Genomic DNA, 15,550 nt, shown 5'->3' with positions numbered 1-15,550 from the left:
CACAAATTCAATCGCATGCTGTAATACCAATTGGCGATGCACTGCTACTCCCATAGGTATGAGATCCGCCCGTCAATTCAGCTTTTACCCTGGCATTGATTCTATTTTGCTCAGAAATTGGTTTTGCTTTAAACAGGTTCGTTTCGTGAAGCCCTCCCCAGGCCATATCCTTGAAAAACTGATCTCCCAGGGTGTTTACGTTATATCCCGCACCCGCAGCGTAGTTTCTCAGCTCGGTGGCGATATCGTTCAGGAACTTTGTTTCGACATACAGGTTATGATGTGCGGGATTTAAATTATTCCCCCCGTATTTGCTGATATAGTTGTTTAGTAAGCAGTTCAGGTCACAACCTGACGGGTAGTTCTGTTCAAATATCAAATAAGCGTGCAGTGTCTCATGTAACATGGTCCTAGCAAACGAAAGGTCTGTTGCGTTTTGATTCACGGATTGGCTGATGGTGATGGTAGCCCATCCGTCTTGGATGTTTTTACTAGTACAAGCTGTTGCCCCTAGCGGACATGTACCGTATTGAAATTTAACATTATAATTTCCAGGTACTGGTTGATTTCCGTTAAATTTTTCAAATATTCTTTTGAATTCTTGCTGTGATGAACCTATCAATTTTTTAATAATATCTTTATGACAATCAGATAAAACTTCCATATCAATTTCCTCCTCCTCTTCGGTCTCTAATCCATTTCCACCTACTCCACCATTTTGTCCATCATCCAAGCAAGCGTCTTGGGTATTTCCTTCGCAACTTGATCCGCAAGTCGTATGACTGTACTCTTCATAACCATTACTATATACCCAATACCAGTCTATGCAATTTTCAAAATTGAAATTTGAAATATCTGTGTTTGATTGGAGAAAACGGTCTAAGGATCGCTCAACTGACAATCCGTTTGCTTGAAGACCATCGACAAGCCTAGAAGCAAAATCAGACCATAAATAGGTTACTTTGGGAGATTTTATGCCATTCAGAAAGCCCTCGATTAAAATATCTTCATTGATTAGCAGCAAGTTTTCCTCTTTGGTGGACATTTCTAAAACACCACCTTTAATCACTTGGCCGCTAGCATCAAATTTAAATACTATTCTGCGTAGATATTCATGTGCATAGGTTGCCTGTACTTTTCTATGGGCAGCTACTATTAAAATCTGCTCATCAACTAGATACTTTGAACTTTCCCAATATGGATAAACTTCAAGTTCTGCCTGTATTCTTGCATACATGCTCCCTTGGGTTGTTTTTTCTTGATTATAGTAATCCTTTGACTTTGAAAGTGGGTCTGCCACCTCTAATTGTGCGGGAGTCTCAATTTCATTGAGCGTACAGGACCAAAATGAGATTAGCGCTAAAAAGATTAGACTAAATGATAGTAAATGTGTGTGTGGGGGGGGAGGGGGTGTTTTTTAGTTTCATAGTGAAATTGGTTAGTTTCAAAGGAAAGGATTATAGTTGACAAAAAAAATACCCAACATTGGGTATTTTTCGATAAAATCTAAGTTTAAACCTTCCTTTGGGAAAAAAATCATTTACCTGTTCTTTTCCAACAAACCAAATTCCTTTGCAAAATAACTTAAAATCACATTCGCCCCTGCACGCTTGATGCTGAGGAGACTTTCCAGCATGGCCCTTTCTCCGTCCAGCCAGCCCTTTTGGGCAGATGCTTTGATTTACAGTAGGCTTTATTTTTTCTAATCTATACTACTTTTGAAAAGTTCTTTGTTTTATCCAATCAACAATATCATTAAAACACAGTTTACCTGATGCTATTGAAATAATAAAATCATATTTTTCATTTTGGGTTGCATAAATGTCTTTGTCAAAGTTCATTAAAACTAAACGCATCAATACATACCCAGTTCTCTTGTTTCCGTCTAAGAAAGGATGATTTTTAATAATGCTTTCAAGGATAGCTCCTGCTTTTTCTTCTGGGCTTGGATAAAACTCAGTTTCCCCTATACCACTGAAAGGTCTTTCAATGGCTGATTTTAGTCCATTTTCGTCTCTAACTCCTTGCAAACCTCCAAATTTGGTTATTAAAATTTGGTGGATTTCAATAACCTCTTCGTGGTTTATCATTTTGCTAATTTTTCAAGTAGTTCAGCGTCTTCTTTTAATATGGTTTTTAAGTTGAGAGACAAACGCATTTTTTCAGTAGAAGTTTTTTCAACTTGGCGAAGGTAATTTAGAAGTTCACCCAAAATTTCTTCCGGTAGTTTATTTACAATATCAACAATTTCCTTCTTTTGTTCCATTGCATTTTCTTTTTAACTATTTGTAAAACAATAATGAAATACTTATCGTTCGTTTTGATAATTAAGGCTTTTTAATAGAACTAAGTTAAAGAAATATTCCTTTAATTACAGATTATCAACTTTCTTTTTGTTGACCCTATTTTTCCAACAACGCAAACTCCTTAGCAAAGTAACTCAGAATCACATTCGCCCCGGCACGCTTGATACTCAGGAGACTTTCCAGCATAGCCCTTTCTCCATCCAGCCAGCCCCTTTGTGCAGATGCTTTGATCATGGCATATTCCCCACTGACATTATAAGCAGCAATAGGCAGGTTCGAGTTGTCTTTCAACAGGCGGATAACATCCAGGTATGCTAATGCAGGTTTCACCATCAGAAAGTCTGCTCCTTCCTCTGTATCCAATTCTGCTTCAATCAAAGCTTCATAGTAATTGGCCGGATCCATTTGGTAGGTTTTTTTATCACCCATCTTCGGGGCAGAATCCAAAGCATCCCTAAAAGGTCCATAAAATGCTGAAGCGTATTTGGCAGTGTAGGACATAATGGACACATCAATATATCCATGTTGGTCAAGGATATTGCGGATATAGCCTACCCTGCCATCCATCATATCGGAAGGCCCAAGGATATCCGCACCTGCCTGAGCCTGTGCAAGGGACATTTTCCCCAGGATTTCTAAAGTTTCATCATTTAGAATTTTACCGTCCTTCACCAGGCCATCATGCCCATCAGAACTATAAGGATCCATGGCCACATCTGTCATGACCACAACTTCGGGAAAGGTTGTCTTGATTTTATGGATGGCTTTAAGGTAAAAAGTGTCGGGATTGTAACTCTCCGTTGCAAATTTATCTTTCTTGACCTCAGTATAAGCCGGGAAAATATCAAAGGCCTTGATGCCTAGCGCCAAGCATTCCTCAATCTCCTGCAACATCAAATCCAATGAAAGTCGATATATGCCGGGCATAGAAGCCACTTCCACTTTTTGGTTGACCCCATCGATCAAAAACAATGGAAAAATGAAATCCTTAACCGAAAGTCTGGTCTCCTCGACCATATCACGTATTCCTTGGGATTTTCTGTTTCTTCTAGGTCTTCTCAGCATATCAGCGTCTTTTCTTCGCAAAGGTAAGGGGAATACCCTAGACTTGAAATTGGAAATTGGATTTTATGGGGCTTATATCAAGACATGTAATATCGCAAGTGGCATCTATCCGTCAATTTCAATATATTTCTTATTTCTAACTATCCTCAACCATTTCACCCAAGGACCTTAAATTATGCTTTTTTATAGCAAAGCATATTTATCAATACTTTATACTTGGTACACCGTACTTGGTAAGCTTGTGTTTTTTCTCTTATCCTTCGCTTCCTCCTTCCCAAATACAATTTCAGAACTCTTTCTCTTGATTCTTATATCTTGTTTCTTGCCTCCCACCAAAAAAACAGGCCCCAAAAGAAGCCTGCTTTTTAAAATATATAGACTAAACTTTATAATTTTCTTTAGAAGTTGACCTGGGCCTGTAACCTTAATAAACTGCCTTTTTGCCTATTATTGGGGTTCAGTGAATTTTCAAAGGTCCTGTCCGAAATGGTGTACATGGCCACCAATTCAAAGGCCTTATGAGGCTGCCACTCTACCCCCAATTCCAACTCCTTGACCCGATGTCGTGTAGCATCCAGTTCATGTTTCTTTCCGCCATTATAATAGTGGAACCTCGAGAATGGAATGAAAATATCCTTTTGGGTTCTCAGCATGTAGGTGGCCATAACATACCCACCTTTGATGGGAGCGTCCTCCACATTGTTGGTTTCAGGATTGTATTCTGGGCCTCTGCCCCAATTGAACTCCGCTTGAAGACCAAAAGGCTGGGGATAGATGACAAGCGTAGGTCCATAACGGAATTCTTCAAACTCGGTCTGATCAAAATCAGTCAACGGATTTCTATTGATCACAAATTTTCCCGTGTAGGCTTGAAAAGAAGTTTCGATAATTTGGCCGGAATTCAGTTCCCAAGGATAGCTTGCCCGAGACACTACATGTAAACTCCTGTTCCTTTCCGGGGCATTGGCAGTTTGACCATTATATAATCCAAGCCCAAAAATCCCATAATCTCCAGACCCTTTCAGTCCCGAGGATACCAGATAACTGAAACGCTTTCTGATTTCGGTCGGGGCATAATAGAACATGACCCCAATATCCCTCTCGTTGGCAACAGCTGAATTCAGCCCATCATTTCTATCCAAGGGAATCCTGTTTTGACTGGATTGCAAATTTTCAAATCCAAAAGGCACTTTGGACTGCCCCAACCTCAACCTAAATTCCTGATTTTCATCCAGGGCAAGATCGAAATAGGCGTCCCTGATCTGCCCTAAGTTTTTCCCATCTGATGCAAAATCCGGCTGGATATATAAATACACGCGCTCATGGATCTGGCCAAAAAAGATCAAACGGATCCTACGGAAGAAAAATCCCCCACCTCCTCCCCATGACCTGTCACATTGGGCACATTGAAGGTTGGGGTTGGTCTCGAATAGACCATTGTACCGCAATTGCGCATAGCCTCGCAATTGAATGGTCTCATACCAATTTTTTTTGACCTGCGCAATTGTGCTAGTCGGTGGAATAGTGTCTTCATCAACGTCCCTTGCAAAAACGTCAATGAATGTCATGAGCACTAAGGCCATGACCACTGCGAACTTTGATCGCATACCAGAATTTTTTATTTAAGTATCAAATACTTATCGTACAGCGATGCAAAATTGCTATTGAAATATTTCTTTATAATGACGCGATTATTATGAATTTGTTAATACCTAAAAGTTAAGGTTTCTTAACATTCGCCCGGAAGAGGCTTGACAAACCAAAAAAGGATGAAAAAACGGGGAATGATGAACCTAAAACCATATTAAGCAAATGTTAAGAAAATTTCAATGTTAATAAATGCTTAAAAAATTGTTACTTGTAATAACCTGAAATTTGATTTTCTTCAGAAATGCTTAATTTAAGATTCATAAACAAAGAATTCGATTAGAGGTAAAACTCCTGTTTTTTCCTTCAATCAAAAAGTAAAGACACTTCTGAAACCGGCTGGATGATAATCCTTATAGGGTCATTTTTTAAAATAAAAAAATTTCCATTTCCATCAAAGCCAATAAACTGCTGATTAAGAAATGTTCCTTCTACTTGTTCCCCACTTTCTAAGTCTATTTCTGACCAATAAAACCCAACTGAACCAGAATCTTCCCCGTCCCTGGAATAAATTAAATGAGCAAGATACAGTAGTCCGTCTTTCACAAAAAAATCGATGTATTTGTCTTCTTTATACTGGATCCTTTCCAAAGGTGTCAATTCAAGCCACTTAAAAGGATTTTCAGTATCAAACTTTGGTCTTTCCTTGTATTCTCTTATAGAAAGTGCCGGAAGGTTAATCCTATTCAATAATTCACCGGAATTTTTATCAAAAACCCACATTTTCAAAGTTTGCTGAGGCAAAACATAGATCTTTTTCCCAAAAACTTTGATTATAACATCTTCTGAACTGAACTCTAGATTTTCCGATAAAAATAAATCCGAATGATTTGTATCAATATTTAATTTCGCAACTACCAATCTATTTGGTTCTTCTTTATCAATAATTTGAATCAAGGCATTTTTTCTGTCTAAAGGTGCAATGTATTTTAACTTTCCTTTTAAGTTAAGCTCTAACGCTTTTGTAAGTTTTATTTGACCTGAAAATATATCTACGAATTTTAGTTGATTTGGGGTGTGCTGAAAGCAGACCAACTGATTTTGATCCAACAGAAATCCTGTAGAAAAACCTCCACCGGTAATATAAAAATGCCCCATACCATACCTGATGTCACTGAGAGTAAACTCCTTTAATTTTTCATCTTCCTTATAAACTAGAACTTTAGCCCCATTATCCACCATCAACCAAAATTTACCATCATGATACTGTACATTTAGATCAAACCTGTCCATTACTTTTTCGATGATCGTGCTATCATTTAATGGTCTATCATTTTCTTCAATTTTATTTTCCCCACAATTCCAAAAAATCACGGAGATCAAAAAAAAGCAACAAGACTTTCTAAATAATTTCTTTGAAATTTGGATATGGAATGGAGTCATATATTTCACTTTTTTTTTGATATAGAATGGCGGGACCTTGCAATAAGTCGTATTCAAATGATTTCCCTAAACTATCCAAATAACACCTTTCACAATTATCCCCCACATAATTCTTGAACTTTTTATTAAAATTAGAATTAAAGATGACTGAAAGGTCTTTCTGATTTTTAAGGTCATCAAGGTGGACATATATATCATTTACACAAGTACTACAACCATCAAGATCAATGATCAAAAGAGAATGATTAGCATGTATTTGATAAGCCTTTTTCAATCCAAAAATCCTTTCTTCGAGAGATTTGGTTGTTTCCGGGTTTTTACATGAAAAACACATTTGCATCACTATAATAAAAAACATATTGAAAACCCAAAAGCCAGCATACTTAGTTTGTACCTGAAAAAACATGATATACGATCTCATCTTCTTTTAAATCCCTGATTCTTTGCCCTATCCGCGGAAAAAACAACCCTTTCTTACCTACTATGAACACCCGTGGATCATAAATTCCACCTTTAAAATGTGTTGTGCCTAAGTGATTGAATTTATCATCATAGGTCAAGATTAAAAAGTCAGTTACTAAATAAGGGTTTTCCTTTTTATGTCTACCGGGTTCATATTGTGTAGGAAGATACAATAATCTATGAATCTGGTTTCTGAAGGGGTCAAATGTTATAGCACCATAGGAGAAAGACTCAAATTTTATTTTTTTTTCCATTTCCGGGGTGATAAATGATGAATTAGAATTTGGCACTTGAAATTCCGGAATAGAAGCATAAAAACTCTTTATTTTAGAAATACCTGACTCATTTACACTGTAAACATCCACCGAGTCAGATATGGTCCATGACAGCAGGAAAGAACTGTCGTTCATTAAATCACCTGAAAATGTGTAAAATTCCATGATATGGTTTTTACCGCGATAGACACTTGGATACTCAAATTCATAAAATTCAAAAAGATTTTTTTTCAAATCCAATATTCCAAAGCTCTCAAAACTGTCTTCACCTATAAATCTATTATCTATGGGATACCTCATAAAATAAATTTTTTGATCCAAAACAAAAGTAGGAGTCGAGGAAGTGGAAAGATGGTTCAAGAGAATACCACCAGGGATATCCGGAATTCTTGGAGGATTTAATTTATCTACAAAATTACCATCCCAATTAACTATTGTACTTCCATGTAATTTAAACCGGGGGAAAATAAAAATTGAGTCCTGATTATGAAACCAAAACCCCTGGACATCATCTATTCCCTCTGGACCTCCTCTTCCAATTTTGATCCTATGGAATAACTTACCCTGTTCTACATCATAAAAGTCCAGAGAAAAGTTAATGTAATTCAGGTTGGCCAATAATTCTTTACCATGAACCGAAACAATTTTTGCATTATAAAATTCAAATGTAGAAAACTCATCTAAAGCAAAAGTTATTTCCCCAACCCTCTCCAAAAAACCTTCTGTTTCGTTTTTAAAGTCATCAGATAGATTTTTGCATGAAAACATGAAGGAAAATATAATCAGCAAAATCGAAAAGGTAATTTTTTGATATTCCATCTTGAATAGAATTAAAATAAATCGGAGAGATGAAAAGTTTAATCATTTCATCTACCCTCTAAAATTACTCATAACTACAAATTCTGAGAAAACAATCTACTCCACTACCCATACATGCAGTCGGGTTTCGATCAACAATTTTAAATTGAAACTCCATGCAATCAGCTTTTCCTTCAATGCCTGATCCTAAGAAGAAAGCTCCAACAAAATAAAGCAAATAACTTTTTCATTTTTTTATTATTTAAAGATTTAACATATTTTTAATCAGGACAATAATAATAATAATATAAGTCAAGCTTAGTTGAAAGAAACCTCAGGTCTGGTATTGATTAATTAAACAACAAATTCAATATATTCTTTACATCCAACCCCCTGTAGTCCTCTATGTAAAGGTCACATACAGGTAATTCCTTCTTGGTATGGGAAGAAAGTACGCCTATCACTTTCATTCCTGCATTTTTAGCTGCTGTTACTCCAGAAAACGAATCCTCAAAAACCACACAGCACTCTGGGAACATCTCCAGGTTTTTGGCAGACTTTAAGTATATTTCAGGATCGGGTTTATGCTTTTTCACATCCTCACTGGCCAAGGTGGATTCCATTTTTTCTACAATCCCAAGCTTGCCGATAATCAATTCCAAATTTGCCCTAGGTGCAGAAGTGGCTACTCCTGTAAGTAATCCATTTTCTTTTAGGGATTCAAAAAACTCCAAAAACCCATTGATGGGATTAACTTTATCTTGATAAATCTCTCTGAACAAGCTTTCCTTTTCATCTTCCAGTTCCAACAATTCCTGTCCTTCAATTTTCCTTCCCAGAAAATGACTCATGATATAGGAGTTGCTTTTCCCATACATGTGCAAGGAAAACTCCTCTTCGGTAGGGTAAAGTCCCCTTTTAGCAAAAAATTCCTGAAAAGCTACAGAGTGAAATGGATTGGTGTGACAGATAACACCGTCCATGTCGAAAATAATGGCTTTTTTCATTGGTTTAATAGGCATTTTGGTTTGGTAAAGCTAACGATAAAAGAAAACAAGACTTATAGTACAGAGAGTTATAGTTCTTCCATAATATGCATATTAAAATGCTGTTTACTTATTATGGAAATCCCTCCAAGATCTTAAATATCCTGGAGGGATCCTTTTTCAGAAATATTTACATTTCAATCTTAGAAAGTATCCATGAATATGCGATATCCTTAAATATCTGTTAATAATATTTCAACTTTATTTCAATCGTATTTCCACGATATTTCATGATTTCACCTCTCAAATTCCTTCACCACCTTCTCGATGATATCACAGCAATCATGCAGTTGCTCTTCAGTCATGACCAAAGGAGGAGCAAATCGGATGATATTACCGTGTGTGGGTTTTGCAAGAAGGCCATGCTCAGCCAATTTTATACACATATCCCAGGCGGTACTGCTCTGAGGTGAATCATTGACAACCACAGCATTGAGCAAACCCTTACCTCTCACCAATTTTAAAATACTGTATTTGTCCACTAATACCTGCATACGCTCACGGAAAACCTTACCCAATTTCCTGGCATTTTGGGCCAGTTTTTCGTCCCTCACAACTTCCAAGGCTGTCATGGCGACTTTTGCGCCCAAGGGATTGCCGCCAAAAGTGGATCCATGGGTGCCCGGCTTGATCACTTCCATGACCGCTTCATCTGCCAAAACAGCCGAAACGGGATAGAATCCTCCGGAAATGGCCTTGCCCAAAATCAGGATGTCCGGCTTGGTATAGGTACTTTGCCTTTCGCAATGCCCTTCGCAGGTACAGTTGCCGCAAACAGCCAAAAGAGAACCCGTCCTTGCAATTCCCGTCTGAATTTCATCAGCTATAAGGAGCACGTTCTTTGCCTTACAGATCGCCGCACAATTACGGATATAATCCTCAGCGGGCGTGTACACCCCTGCCTCTCCCTGAATCGGTTCGACTAAGAATCCCACTACCGTTTCATCTTCCAGGGCTGCCTTGAGGGCATCTATATCATTGTAAGGTATGCGGATAAAGCCTGGCATGTAGGGGCCAAAGTTTTTCCTGGCATTGGCATCTGACGAAAATGAAATGATGGTAGAGGTCCTGCCGTGAAAATTATTTTCTGCCACTACAATTTTAGCCTGTCCTTCAGCCACTCCCTTTTTCTCATAGCCCCATTTCCTCGCAATTTTGATGGCTGTCTCCACTCCTTCTGCTCCTGTATTCATGGGCAGCACTTTATCAAAACCAAAATATTCGGTAATGTATTTCTCAAAGGGACCCAAAACATCATTGTAAAACGCCCTTGAAGTCAGTGTCAAGGTTCCGGCTTGCTCAATCAATGCCCCCTTGATCCTGGGATGACAGTGTCCTTGGTTGACCGCAGAATAGGCAGATAAAAAATCATAGTATTTTTTCCCTTCCACATCCCAGAGAAAAACCCCCTCACCTTTGGACAATACCACCGGCAAAGGATGGTAATTATGGGCTCCATACTTATCTTCCAATGCAATGGCCTGCTTACTTGAGTTTATTGTTTCCATCATAAAATTTGTAGTTTTGTACCCTGAAGGGGAAATTTCACCAATTGTTCCTTTTGGACAAATATAAGAAAAGGCGGTAGGATAAAGAATGAATTCCAAAAAGAAGCCAACTTCTCCAATGGAGTTGAGGCCAGGTGATTATTATTTTAACGAACAGGGACTGATGGTCTTTACAGCACAGTACCATTTGAGAAGAGGCTATTGTTGTGGAAGCGGATGCAGGCATTGTCCCTATAAGGAGAAGGGAGTTGAGTGAAGGGTGATTAGTGATTAATTATTAGTTGTTTAGTGATTGGTTGATTGGTTAGTTAAACTGTGAATAGGGACTATGACACAAACTGTGTAAGTTGGTTTCACTACTTACGAAGTTAAAGTTAAACCTCGAAATTCTCTGTGTGATTTAGAAGAAATCGCACAGGGAATTTGAGGAACCCGCGGTAGGCGCCCCCCGGTCTGTGTGTGGACAATTTCTTACCTTTATAACACACAGATTACAAAAATGAAAAAAGAAGATCTCCTAAATGATGACTTCCTCAAGCAGTTCAGGACTGCCGGGGAGCTTAATTCCTTCCTTCAACAGCTTCAGAAAAGAGCCGTTGAGAAAATGCTTGAAGGCGAGCTGGATGCCCATCTTGGCTATGAAAAGCATCAGAATTCCGATAATCCCAATTCAAGGAACGGCTATTCCACCAAAACAATAAAAAACACATTTGGGGAAGCTGAAATCAAAGTTCCAAGAGACAGGGAGGGTAGCTTTGAGCCTGCTCTCGTGCCCAAACGCAGAAGCATGGCGGAGGGCGTTGAAAACGTGATCATATCCATGTATGCCAAGGGAATGTCAAACCAGGACATCGAAGAGCAGATCCGCGAGCTTTATGACATCAATGTATCCACTTCCACCATCTCAAGGGTTACCGGTGCCGTAGCGGAGGATATTGTTGCATGGAGAAACAGGCCGCTTGACCCTGTATACCTGATCGTTTGGATGGACGGTATATCCTTCAAAGTCAGGGAGAACTCCAAAGTGGTCAACAAGACCGTTTACATTGCCGTTGGCCTCAGAACTAACGGCCTTAAAGAGATCCTAGGCCTTTGGCTTGGCAAGAATGAATCTTCGGCTTTCTGGATGGGGGTACTTACTGATCTGAAAGCCAGAGGGGTTGAAGATATTCTCATAACGGCAACTGACAACCTGAACGGGTTTACTGATACGATAAAAGCTTCATTCCCCCAATCAGTCACTCAGATATGTGTCGTCCACCAGATCAGAAACGCATGTAGATATGTCGCATGGAAAGACCGCAGGGCGTTTACAAGGGATATGAAGGAAATTTATACCGCCCCTACAAAAGATGCTGCTTGGGCTGCCCTGAACGATTTTGCCAAAAAATGGGAATCCAAATACGCTTATGCCATCAAAAGCTGGAGGGACAACTGGGATGAACTCACCGTTTTCTTCGATTACCCGGCTGAAATCCGTAAAATCATCTATACCACCAACCTGATTGAAAATCTCAATGGAAAGATCAGAAAATACACCAAAAACAAGCTCTCTTTCCCGACAGATGATGCCGTAATGAAGTCTGTTTTTCTCGCTGCAAGAGAAGCATCGAAAAAATGGACTATGCCTATCAGAGACTGGGGAGCTATTCTTAACAGTTTCCTGCTTATATTTGGTGATAGGGTCAGGCTTCTTGATACCTGACAATAAAATCATAATTTAAAGTTTACACACTTATCGGGATAGTGTCTGTGAATAGTTCATTATTTCCCTAACCTAGGTCTTATGTCTAAAATCTTGAGTCTTTTGTCTCTTACTCAATCCCGCACATTTTTAAAACTTTACAGAATATTTTTGAAACCTGCTTTTGGTAATTCGGCTAAAAGTCCGATATTTGCAGACTCAATTGAAAAAACGTCTCTAATCATACGATAATATATCATGGCAAAAGTTTGTGACATCACCGGTAAAAGACCTCGAGTAGGTAATAATGTATCGCACGCGAACAACAAGACCAAGCGTAAGTTCTATCCAAACTTGCACAAAAAAAACTTCTACATCCCTGAAGAAGATGCTTGGATCACGTTGAAAGTTTGTACTAAAGCCTTGAGAACCATCAATAAGAAAGGTGTAAGCGCTGTATTGAAGGAAGCTCAGGACAAAGGTATGATCATCATTAAATAATATAGATCAGGTTTTATCCATTTAAAAATATAGAGCGATGGCTAAGAAAGGTAATAGAGTTCAGGTAGTGTTGGAATGTACTGAGCACAAAAACTCAGGTGTTCCAGGAACATCCAGGTACATCACCACCAAAAACCGTAAAAACACCACTGAAAGATTGGAGTTGAAAAAATACAACCCTATCTTGAAGAAAGTGACGGTTCACAAAGAAATTAAATAATTTAGGATCATTGTTGCACCAAGCGGCATTAAACCCTCAAAGATATGGCTAAGAAAGTAGTAGCAACCCTGAAAAAAGAAGGTGGTATCACTTACGCTAAGGTAATCAAGGCTGTGAAGTCAGAAAAAACCGGTGCTTATACCTTCAAAGAAGAAATGGTTCCTACCCCTATGGTACAGGACGTTTTGAAAAAATAATTTGCCTTACATCGTAATGCAGTAAAAGTCCCTTCAGGCAAAAGCTATGAAGGGACTTTTTTTCATTATATTCGGACTCTAAATTCAAAAAACATGGGAATTTTCGGTTTCTTTTCGAAGGAAAAAAAAGAAAGTCTGGATCAGGGACTTCAAAAATCCAGCGAGAATATTTTTTCAAAACTCAGTAAAGCAGTAGTCGGCAAATCCAAGGTCGATGATGAGATATTGGATGAACTGGAAGAAATCCTCATCACCTCTGATGTAGGGGTAGATACTACTATCAAGATCATCCGAAGGATAGAAGAACGGGTAGCCAAAGACAAATACCTGAACACTTCTGAGCTGGACCAAATTCTAAGAGAAGAAATCATGGGGCTTTTGGAAGAAAACCAAAGCCAGGACCTTTCAGATTTTGACCTTCATGCTGACAAAAAACCTTATGTGATTATGGTCGTGGGTGTGAATGGCGTGGGAAAAACCACTACCATCGGCAAATTGGCCCATCAGTTCAAGCAAGCAGGAAAGTCCGTGGTTTTGGGTGCTGCAGACACCTTTAGAGCTGCCGCAGTAGATCAGCTCATCCTCTGGGGAGAAAGGGTTGGAGTTCCGGTAGTTTCTCATGGCATGAATACAGATCCCGCTTCTGTTGCTTTTGATGCGGTAAAACAAGGGGTAGAGACCAATTCCGATGTAGTGATTGTAGATACAGCAGGCCGTCTGCACACCAAAGTCAACCTCATGAATGAACTGACCAAAATCAAAAGGGTCATGCAGAAATTCATCGAAGATGCTCCCCATGAGATCCTCTTGGTATTGGATGGCTCAACCGGCCAAAACGCCTTTATACAGGCCAAGGAATTTACTAAAGCCACAGAAGTAACCGCGCTCGCTATCACCAAACTGGATGGTACAGCCAAAGGGGGAGTAGTGATCGGTATTTCCGATCAGTTCAAAATCCCCGTGAAATATATCGGTGTGGGCGAAAAAATGACAGATTTGCAGGTTTTTAACAGAAAAGAATTTGTGGATTCGCTTTTCAAAAAGAAATAAGAAAAACTTATTCAGTTCGCCCGATTTTTTATCGGGCATTTTTTTTCAAATATTGCCAGCTGTTTTAAGATCAGTATATTGATTTTCATTTACAATTGGACCTGTATGAAATGGATGTTTTCCCTAGCTATACATATTGATAGGAGAAAAACCGAATATTTGAAAGCTTTGCTTAAGATTCATTCTTAAAAACGCACTTTATATTTTACTAAAATCGGATCTTCCTGATCCACCAATTTCTCCATTGCATTTTCCAAATCAACTGTAAATTTTCCAAAGAAACCACTTTCGAGGTAGGCCATAAAATATTCAGCATAAAGCCACTCATAAAAATAGTCGTCTTTAGCGAAGCCTTTTCCACCGAAATTGCCAAACGCCCGCGACACTTTGACTTCGGTATTGGGATAGTTGACATAGACATCATATATGGGAAAACTACCTACATTATCGGGATCAAAATCCTGCACTTTTTTTAACCCAAAAACAGATATCCTGATAGTGTTTCCCGCTGCAAGGATTGCCCCTGTATTGAAATTATACCGCTGCTCCATTAAAAGATTCTCAATAGTTTCTTCAGGCTGGTGTTTATAATTTTCAGGAAGGTTATTGTTATCAAGATTGAGCTTGACCCAAGGCATGACCTTCCCATTTTTGAATCTAAACAATGTATCGGAGGCTCCAAAATTCAGAAGGTATGATTCCCCTTCTATTTTGGCAATCATCCCTTCGGTAAGCTCACTCGTCAATGCAGGAGCTTTAATGGATAAGGGCTGCACACTATTGGTAGCAAAATCATAAAGATGGAATACAGGATAATATCCTTCTTGGTCCAAATCTTCAATATCATATACCAAAATCCATTTATTATCGTCCAATTTTTGATAATCGGGTATATACTTCCTTTCTGAAACCTTACTTGTCTTGACAAAAGAGAAATCCTCTAAACCATATTGGTAAAAAGTTCCAAATCCATCCCAAACCACCAAGTCATCGCCCCATACCTCTAAAGCGGATAGTTCCTTGTATTCTCCTGGGCCTCCTCCTTGTTTGTTAAAACTTCTTTGATATTGACCATCAAGATCAAAAACATGTACAGAAGCATCATTATAATCACCTGTAGAAAAATAAATCTTATCACTGATGAACAAAACAGGATCAAATGGAAGCAACTTCAATGGTGATTCTTTCGGGATAATCATAGGAATAAATTCCACTTCCGAAGCAATTTGGTCGAAAGTAAGGATATCTTTTGGAGTGATTTTCAGTTCAGGCAGCTGTTGGGTAGCTGTATTTTCACCGCATGAGTTTAAGCCTAAAAAGCAAGTGCCCACAGCTGTAATCAAAATTAACTTTTTGAAATTCATAAACAGTCAGATTCGATTTGGATAACTAAAAATAAACGCATCAC

The 15,550-nt window shown here is 38.6% G+C and carries 17 protein-coding genes and 1 pseudogene; 6 read left to right on the top strand and 12 right to left on the bottom strand.

What is annotated here, in order from left to right; genetic code table 11:
• Positions 1-7: 7 nt before the first annotated feature.
• The 11 genes and pseudogenes from BC751_RS07795 to rocD form a co-directional block, all read right to left on the bottom strand.
• Positions 8-1,300, bottom strand: coding sequence for a hypothetical protein (locus BC751_RS07795; RefSeq protein WP_165389814.1), 1,293 nt, complete (start codon positions 1,298-1,300; stop codon positions 8-10).
• Positions 1,301-1,540: 240 nt separating this feature from the next.
• Positions 1,541-1,681, bottom strand: a pseudogene (locus BC751_RS07790) (porphobilinogen synthase); the annotation flags it as partial.
• 31 nt (positions 1,682-1,712) lie between these two features.
• Complete coding sequence (locus tag BC751_RS07785; RefSeq protein WP_130275055.1) at positions 1,713-2,090, bottom strand: type II toxin-antitoxin system death-on-curing family toxin; 378 nt, start codon at positions 2,088-2,090, stop codon at positions 1,713-1,715.
• The gene (locus BC751_RS07780) at positions 2,087-2,266 is read right to left on the bottom strand and encodes a hypothetical protein (RefSeq protein WP_130275054.1); all 180 of its coding nucleotides are present in this window, start codon (positions 2,264-2,266) and stop codon (positions 2,087-2,089) included. The genes BC751_RS07785 and BC751_RS07780 overlap by 4 nt, the downstream gene beginning before the upstream one ends.
• A 136-nt stretch (positions 2,267-2,402) precedes the next feature.
• On the bottom strand, positions 2,403-3,371 hold the full coding sequence (gene hemB / locus BC751_RS07775; protein ID WP_130275053.1) for a porphobilinogen synthase: 969 nt from the start codon (positions 3,369-3,371) through the stop codon (positions 2,403-2,405).
• 398 nt (positions 3,372-3,769) lie between these two features.
• Positions 3,770-4,978 (bottom strand): porin, encoded by a 1,209-nt coding sequence (locus BC751_RS07770; protein ID WP_130275052.1) that lies wholly within the window; start codon positions 4,976-4,978, stop codon positions 3,770-3,772.
• Between the two features lie 346 nt (positions 4,979-5,324).
• On the bottom strand, positions 5,325-6,068 hold the full coding sequence (locus tag BC751_RS07765) for a hypothetical protein (protein WP_207226854.1): 744 nt from the start codon (positions 6,066-6,068) through the stop codon (positions 5,325-5,327).
• Positions 6,069-6,360: 292 nt separating this feature from the next.
• Positions 6,361-6,807 (bottom strand): hypothetical protein, encoded by a 447-nt coding sequence (locus BC751_RS22040; protein ID WP_207226853.1) that lies wholly within the window; start codon positions 6,805-6,807, stop codon positions 6,361-6,363.
• Positions 6,785-7,957 carry a DUF4221 family protein gene (locus tag BC751_RS07760; protein ID WP_130275050.1) on the bottom strand — a complete coding sequence of 391 codons (1,173 nt, stop codon included), beginning with the start codon at positions 7,955-7,957 and terminating at the stop codon, positions 6,785-6,787. Before BC751_RS07760 ends, BC751_RS22040 begins: the two co-directional genes overlap by 23 nt.
• 329 nt (positions 7,958-8,286) lie before the next feature.
• Complete coding sequence (locus BC751_RS07755) at positions 8,287-8,943, bottom strand: HAD family hydrolase (protein ID WP_130277532.1); 657 nt, start codon at positions 8,941-8,943, stop codon at positions 8,287-8,289.
• Positions 8,944-9,218: 275 nt separating this feature from the next.
• Entirely contained in the window at positions 9,219-10,493 is a 1,275-nt protein-coding gene (gene rocD, locus BC751_RS07750) for an ornithine--oxo-acid transaminase (protein WP_130275049.1), read from the bottom strand.
• Between the two features lie 85 nt (positions 10,494-10,578).
• On the opposite strand from rocD, the gene BC751_RS21885 reads away from it, so the two are divergent.
• The 6 genes from BC751_RS21885 (at position 10,579) to ftsY (ending at position 14,142) form a co-directional block, all read left to right on the top strand.
• Positions 10,579-10,746: a C1orf53 family protein gene (locus BC751_RS21885; RefSeq protein WP_165389813.1), complete on the top strand. Its 168-nt coding sequence runs from the start codon at positions 10,579-10,581 to the stop codon at positions 10,744-10,746.
• 243 nt (positions 10,747-10,989) lie between these two features.
• Positions 10,990-12,195, top strand: coding sequence for an IS256 family transposase (locus BC751_RS07745; protein ID WP_130274857.1), 1,206 nt, complete (start codon positions 10,990-10,992; stop codon positions 12,193-12,195).
• Between the two features lie 237 nt (positions 12,196-12,432).
• Entirely contained in the window at positions 12,433-12,675 is a 243-nt protein-coding gene (rpmB, locus tag BC751_RS07740) for a 50S ribosomal protein L28 (RefSeq protein WP_130275048.1), read from the top strand.
• A 37-nt stretch (positions 12,676-12,712) separates the two neighbouring features.
• Positions 12,713-12,895, top strand: coding sequence for a 50S ribosomal protein L33 (gene rpmG / locus BC751_RS07735; RefSeq protein WP_106568478.1), 183 nt, complete (start codon positions 12,713-12,715; stop codon positions 12,893-12,895).
• 44 nt (positions 12,896-12,939) lie between these two features.
• Positions 12,940-13,092, top strand: a complete 153-nt coding sequence (locus BC751_RS07730) for a DUF4295 domain-containing protein (protein ID WP_130275047.1) — start codon at positions 12,940-12,942, stop codon at positions 13,090-13,092.
• A gap of 93 nt (positions 13,093-13,185) precedes the next feature.
• Positions 13,186-14,142, top strand: coding sequence for a signal recognition particle-docking protein FtsY (ftsY, locus tag BC751_RS07725; protein ID WP_130275046.1), 957 nt, complete (start codon positions 13,186-13,188; stop codon positions 14,140-14,142).
• 185 nt (positions 14,143-14,327) lie between these two features.
• Here the strand turns inward: ftsY and BC751_RS07720 are convergent, their stop codons facing one another.
• The gene (locus BC751_RS07720; RefSeq protein WP_130275045.1) at positions 14,328-15,506 is read right to left on the bottom strand and encodes a 6-bladed beta-propeller; all 1,179 of its coding nucleotides are present in this window, start codon (positions 15,504-15,506) and stop codon (positions 14,328-14,330) included.
• Positions 15,507-15,550 lie beyond the last annotated feature (44 nt).

Source organism: Cecembia calidifontis (assembly GCF_004216715.1).
GTDB lineage: Bacteria > Bacteroidota > Bacteroidia > Cytophagales > Cyclobacteriaceae > Cecembia_A > Cecembia_A calidifontis.
The sequence above is the reverse complement of the archived record's forward strand: the minus strand, read 5'-3'. Positions and strand labels throughout refer to the sequence as shown.

What these genes read in the sequence shown, in the direction of transcription:
- BC751_RS07760 (WP_130275050.1), bottom strand. Translation starts at nt 7,957, where the DNA reads ATGGAATATCAAAAAATTACCTTTTCGATTTTGCTGATTATATTTTCC.
- BC751_RS07785 (WP_130275055.1), bottom strand. Translation starts at nt 2,090, where the DNA reads ATGATAAACCACGAAGAGGTTATTGAAATCCACCAAATTTTAATAACC.
- BC751_RS07755 (WP_130277532.1), bottom strand. Translation starts at nt 8,943, where the DNA reads ATGAAAAAAGCCATTATTTTCGACATGGACGGTGTTATCTGTCACACC.
- BC751_RS07730 (WP_130275047.1), top strand. Translation starts at nt 12,940, where the DNA reads ATGGCTAAGAAAGTAGTAGCAACCCTGAAAAAAGAAGGTGGTATCACT.
- hemB (WP_130275053.1), bottom strand. Translation starts at nt 3,371, where the DNA reads ATGCTGAGAAGACCTAGAAGAAACAGAAAATCCCAAGGAATACGTGAT.
- BC751_RS07770 (WP_130275052.1), bottom strand. Translation starts at nt 4,978, where the DNA reads ATGCGATCAAAGTTCGCAGTGGTCATGGCCTTAGTGCTCATGACATTC.
- BC751_RS22040 (WP_207226853.1), bottom strand. Translation starts at nt 6,807, where the DNA reads ATGTTTTTTCAGGTACAAACTAAGTATGCTGGCTTTTGGGTTTTCAAT.
- ftsY (WP_130275046.1), top strand. Translation starts at nt 13,186, where the DNA reads ATGGGAATTTTCGGTTTCTTTTCGAAGGAAAAAAAAGAAAGTCTGGAT.
- rocD (WP_130275049.1), bottom strand. Translation starts at nt 10,493, where the DNA reads ATGATGGAAACAATAAACTCAAGTAAGCAGGCCATTGCATTGGAAGAT.
- rpmG (WP_106568478.1), top strand. Translation starts at nt 12,713, where the DNA reads ATGGCTAAGAAAGGTAATAGAGTTCAGGTAGTGTTGGAATGTACTGAG.
- BC751_RS07780 (WP_130275054.1), bottom strand. Translation starts at nt 2,266, where the DNA reads ATGGAACAAAAGAAGGAAATTGTTGATATTGTAAATAAACTACCGGAA.
- BC751_RS07720 (WP_130275045.1), bottom strand. Translation starts at nt 15,506, where the DNA reads ATGAATTTCAAAAAGTTAATTTTGATTACAGCTGTGGGCACTTGCTTT.
- BC751_RS21885 (WP_165389813.1), top strand. Translation starts at nt 10,579, where the DNA reads ATGAATTCCAAAAAGAAGCCAACTTCTCCAATGGAGTTGAGGCCAGGT.
- rpmB (WP_130275048.1), top strand. Translation starts at nt 12,433, where the DNA reads ATGGCAAAAGTTTGTGACATCACCGGTAAAAGACCTCGAGTAGGTAAT.
- BC751_RS07745 (WP_130274857.1), top strand. Translation starts at nt 10,990, where the DNA reads ATGAAAAAAGAAGATCTCCTAAATGATGACTTCCTCAAGCAGTTCAGG.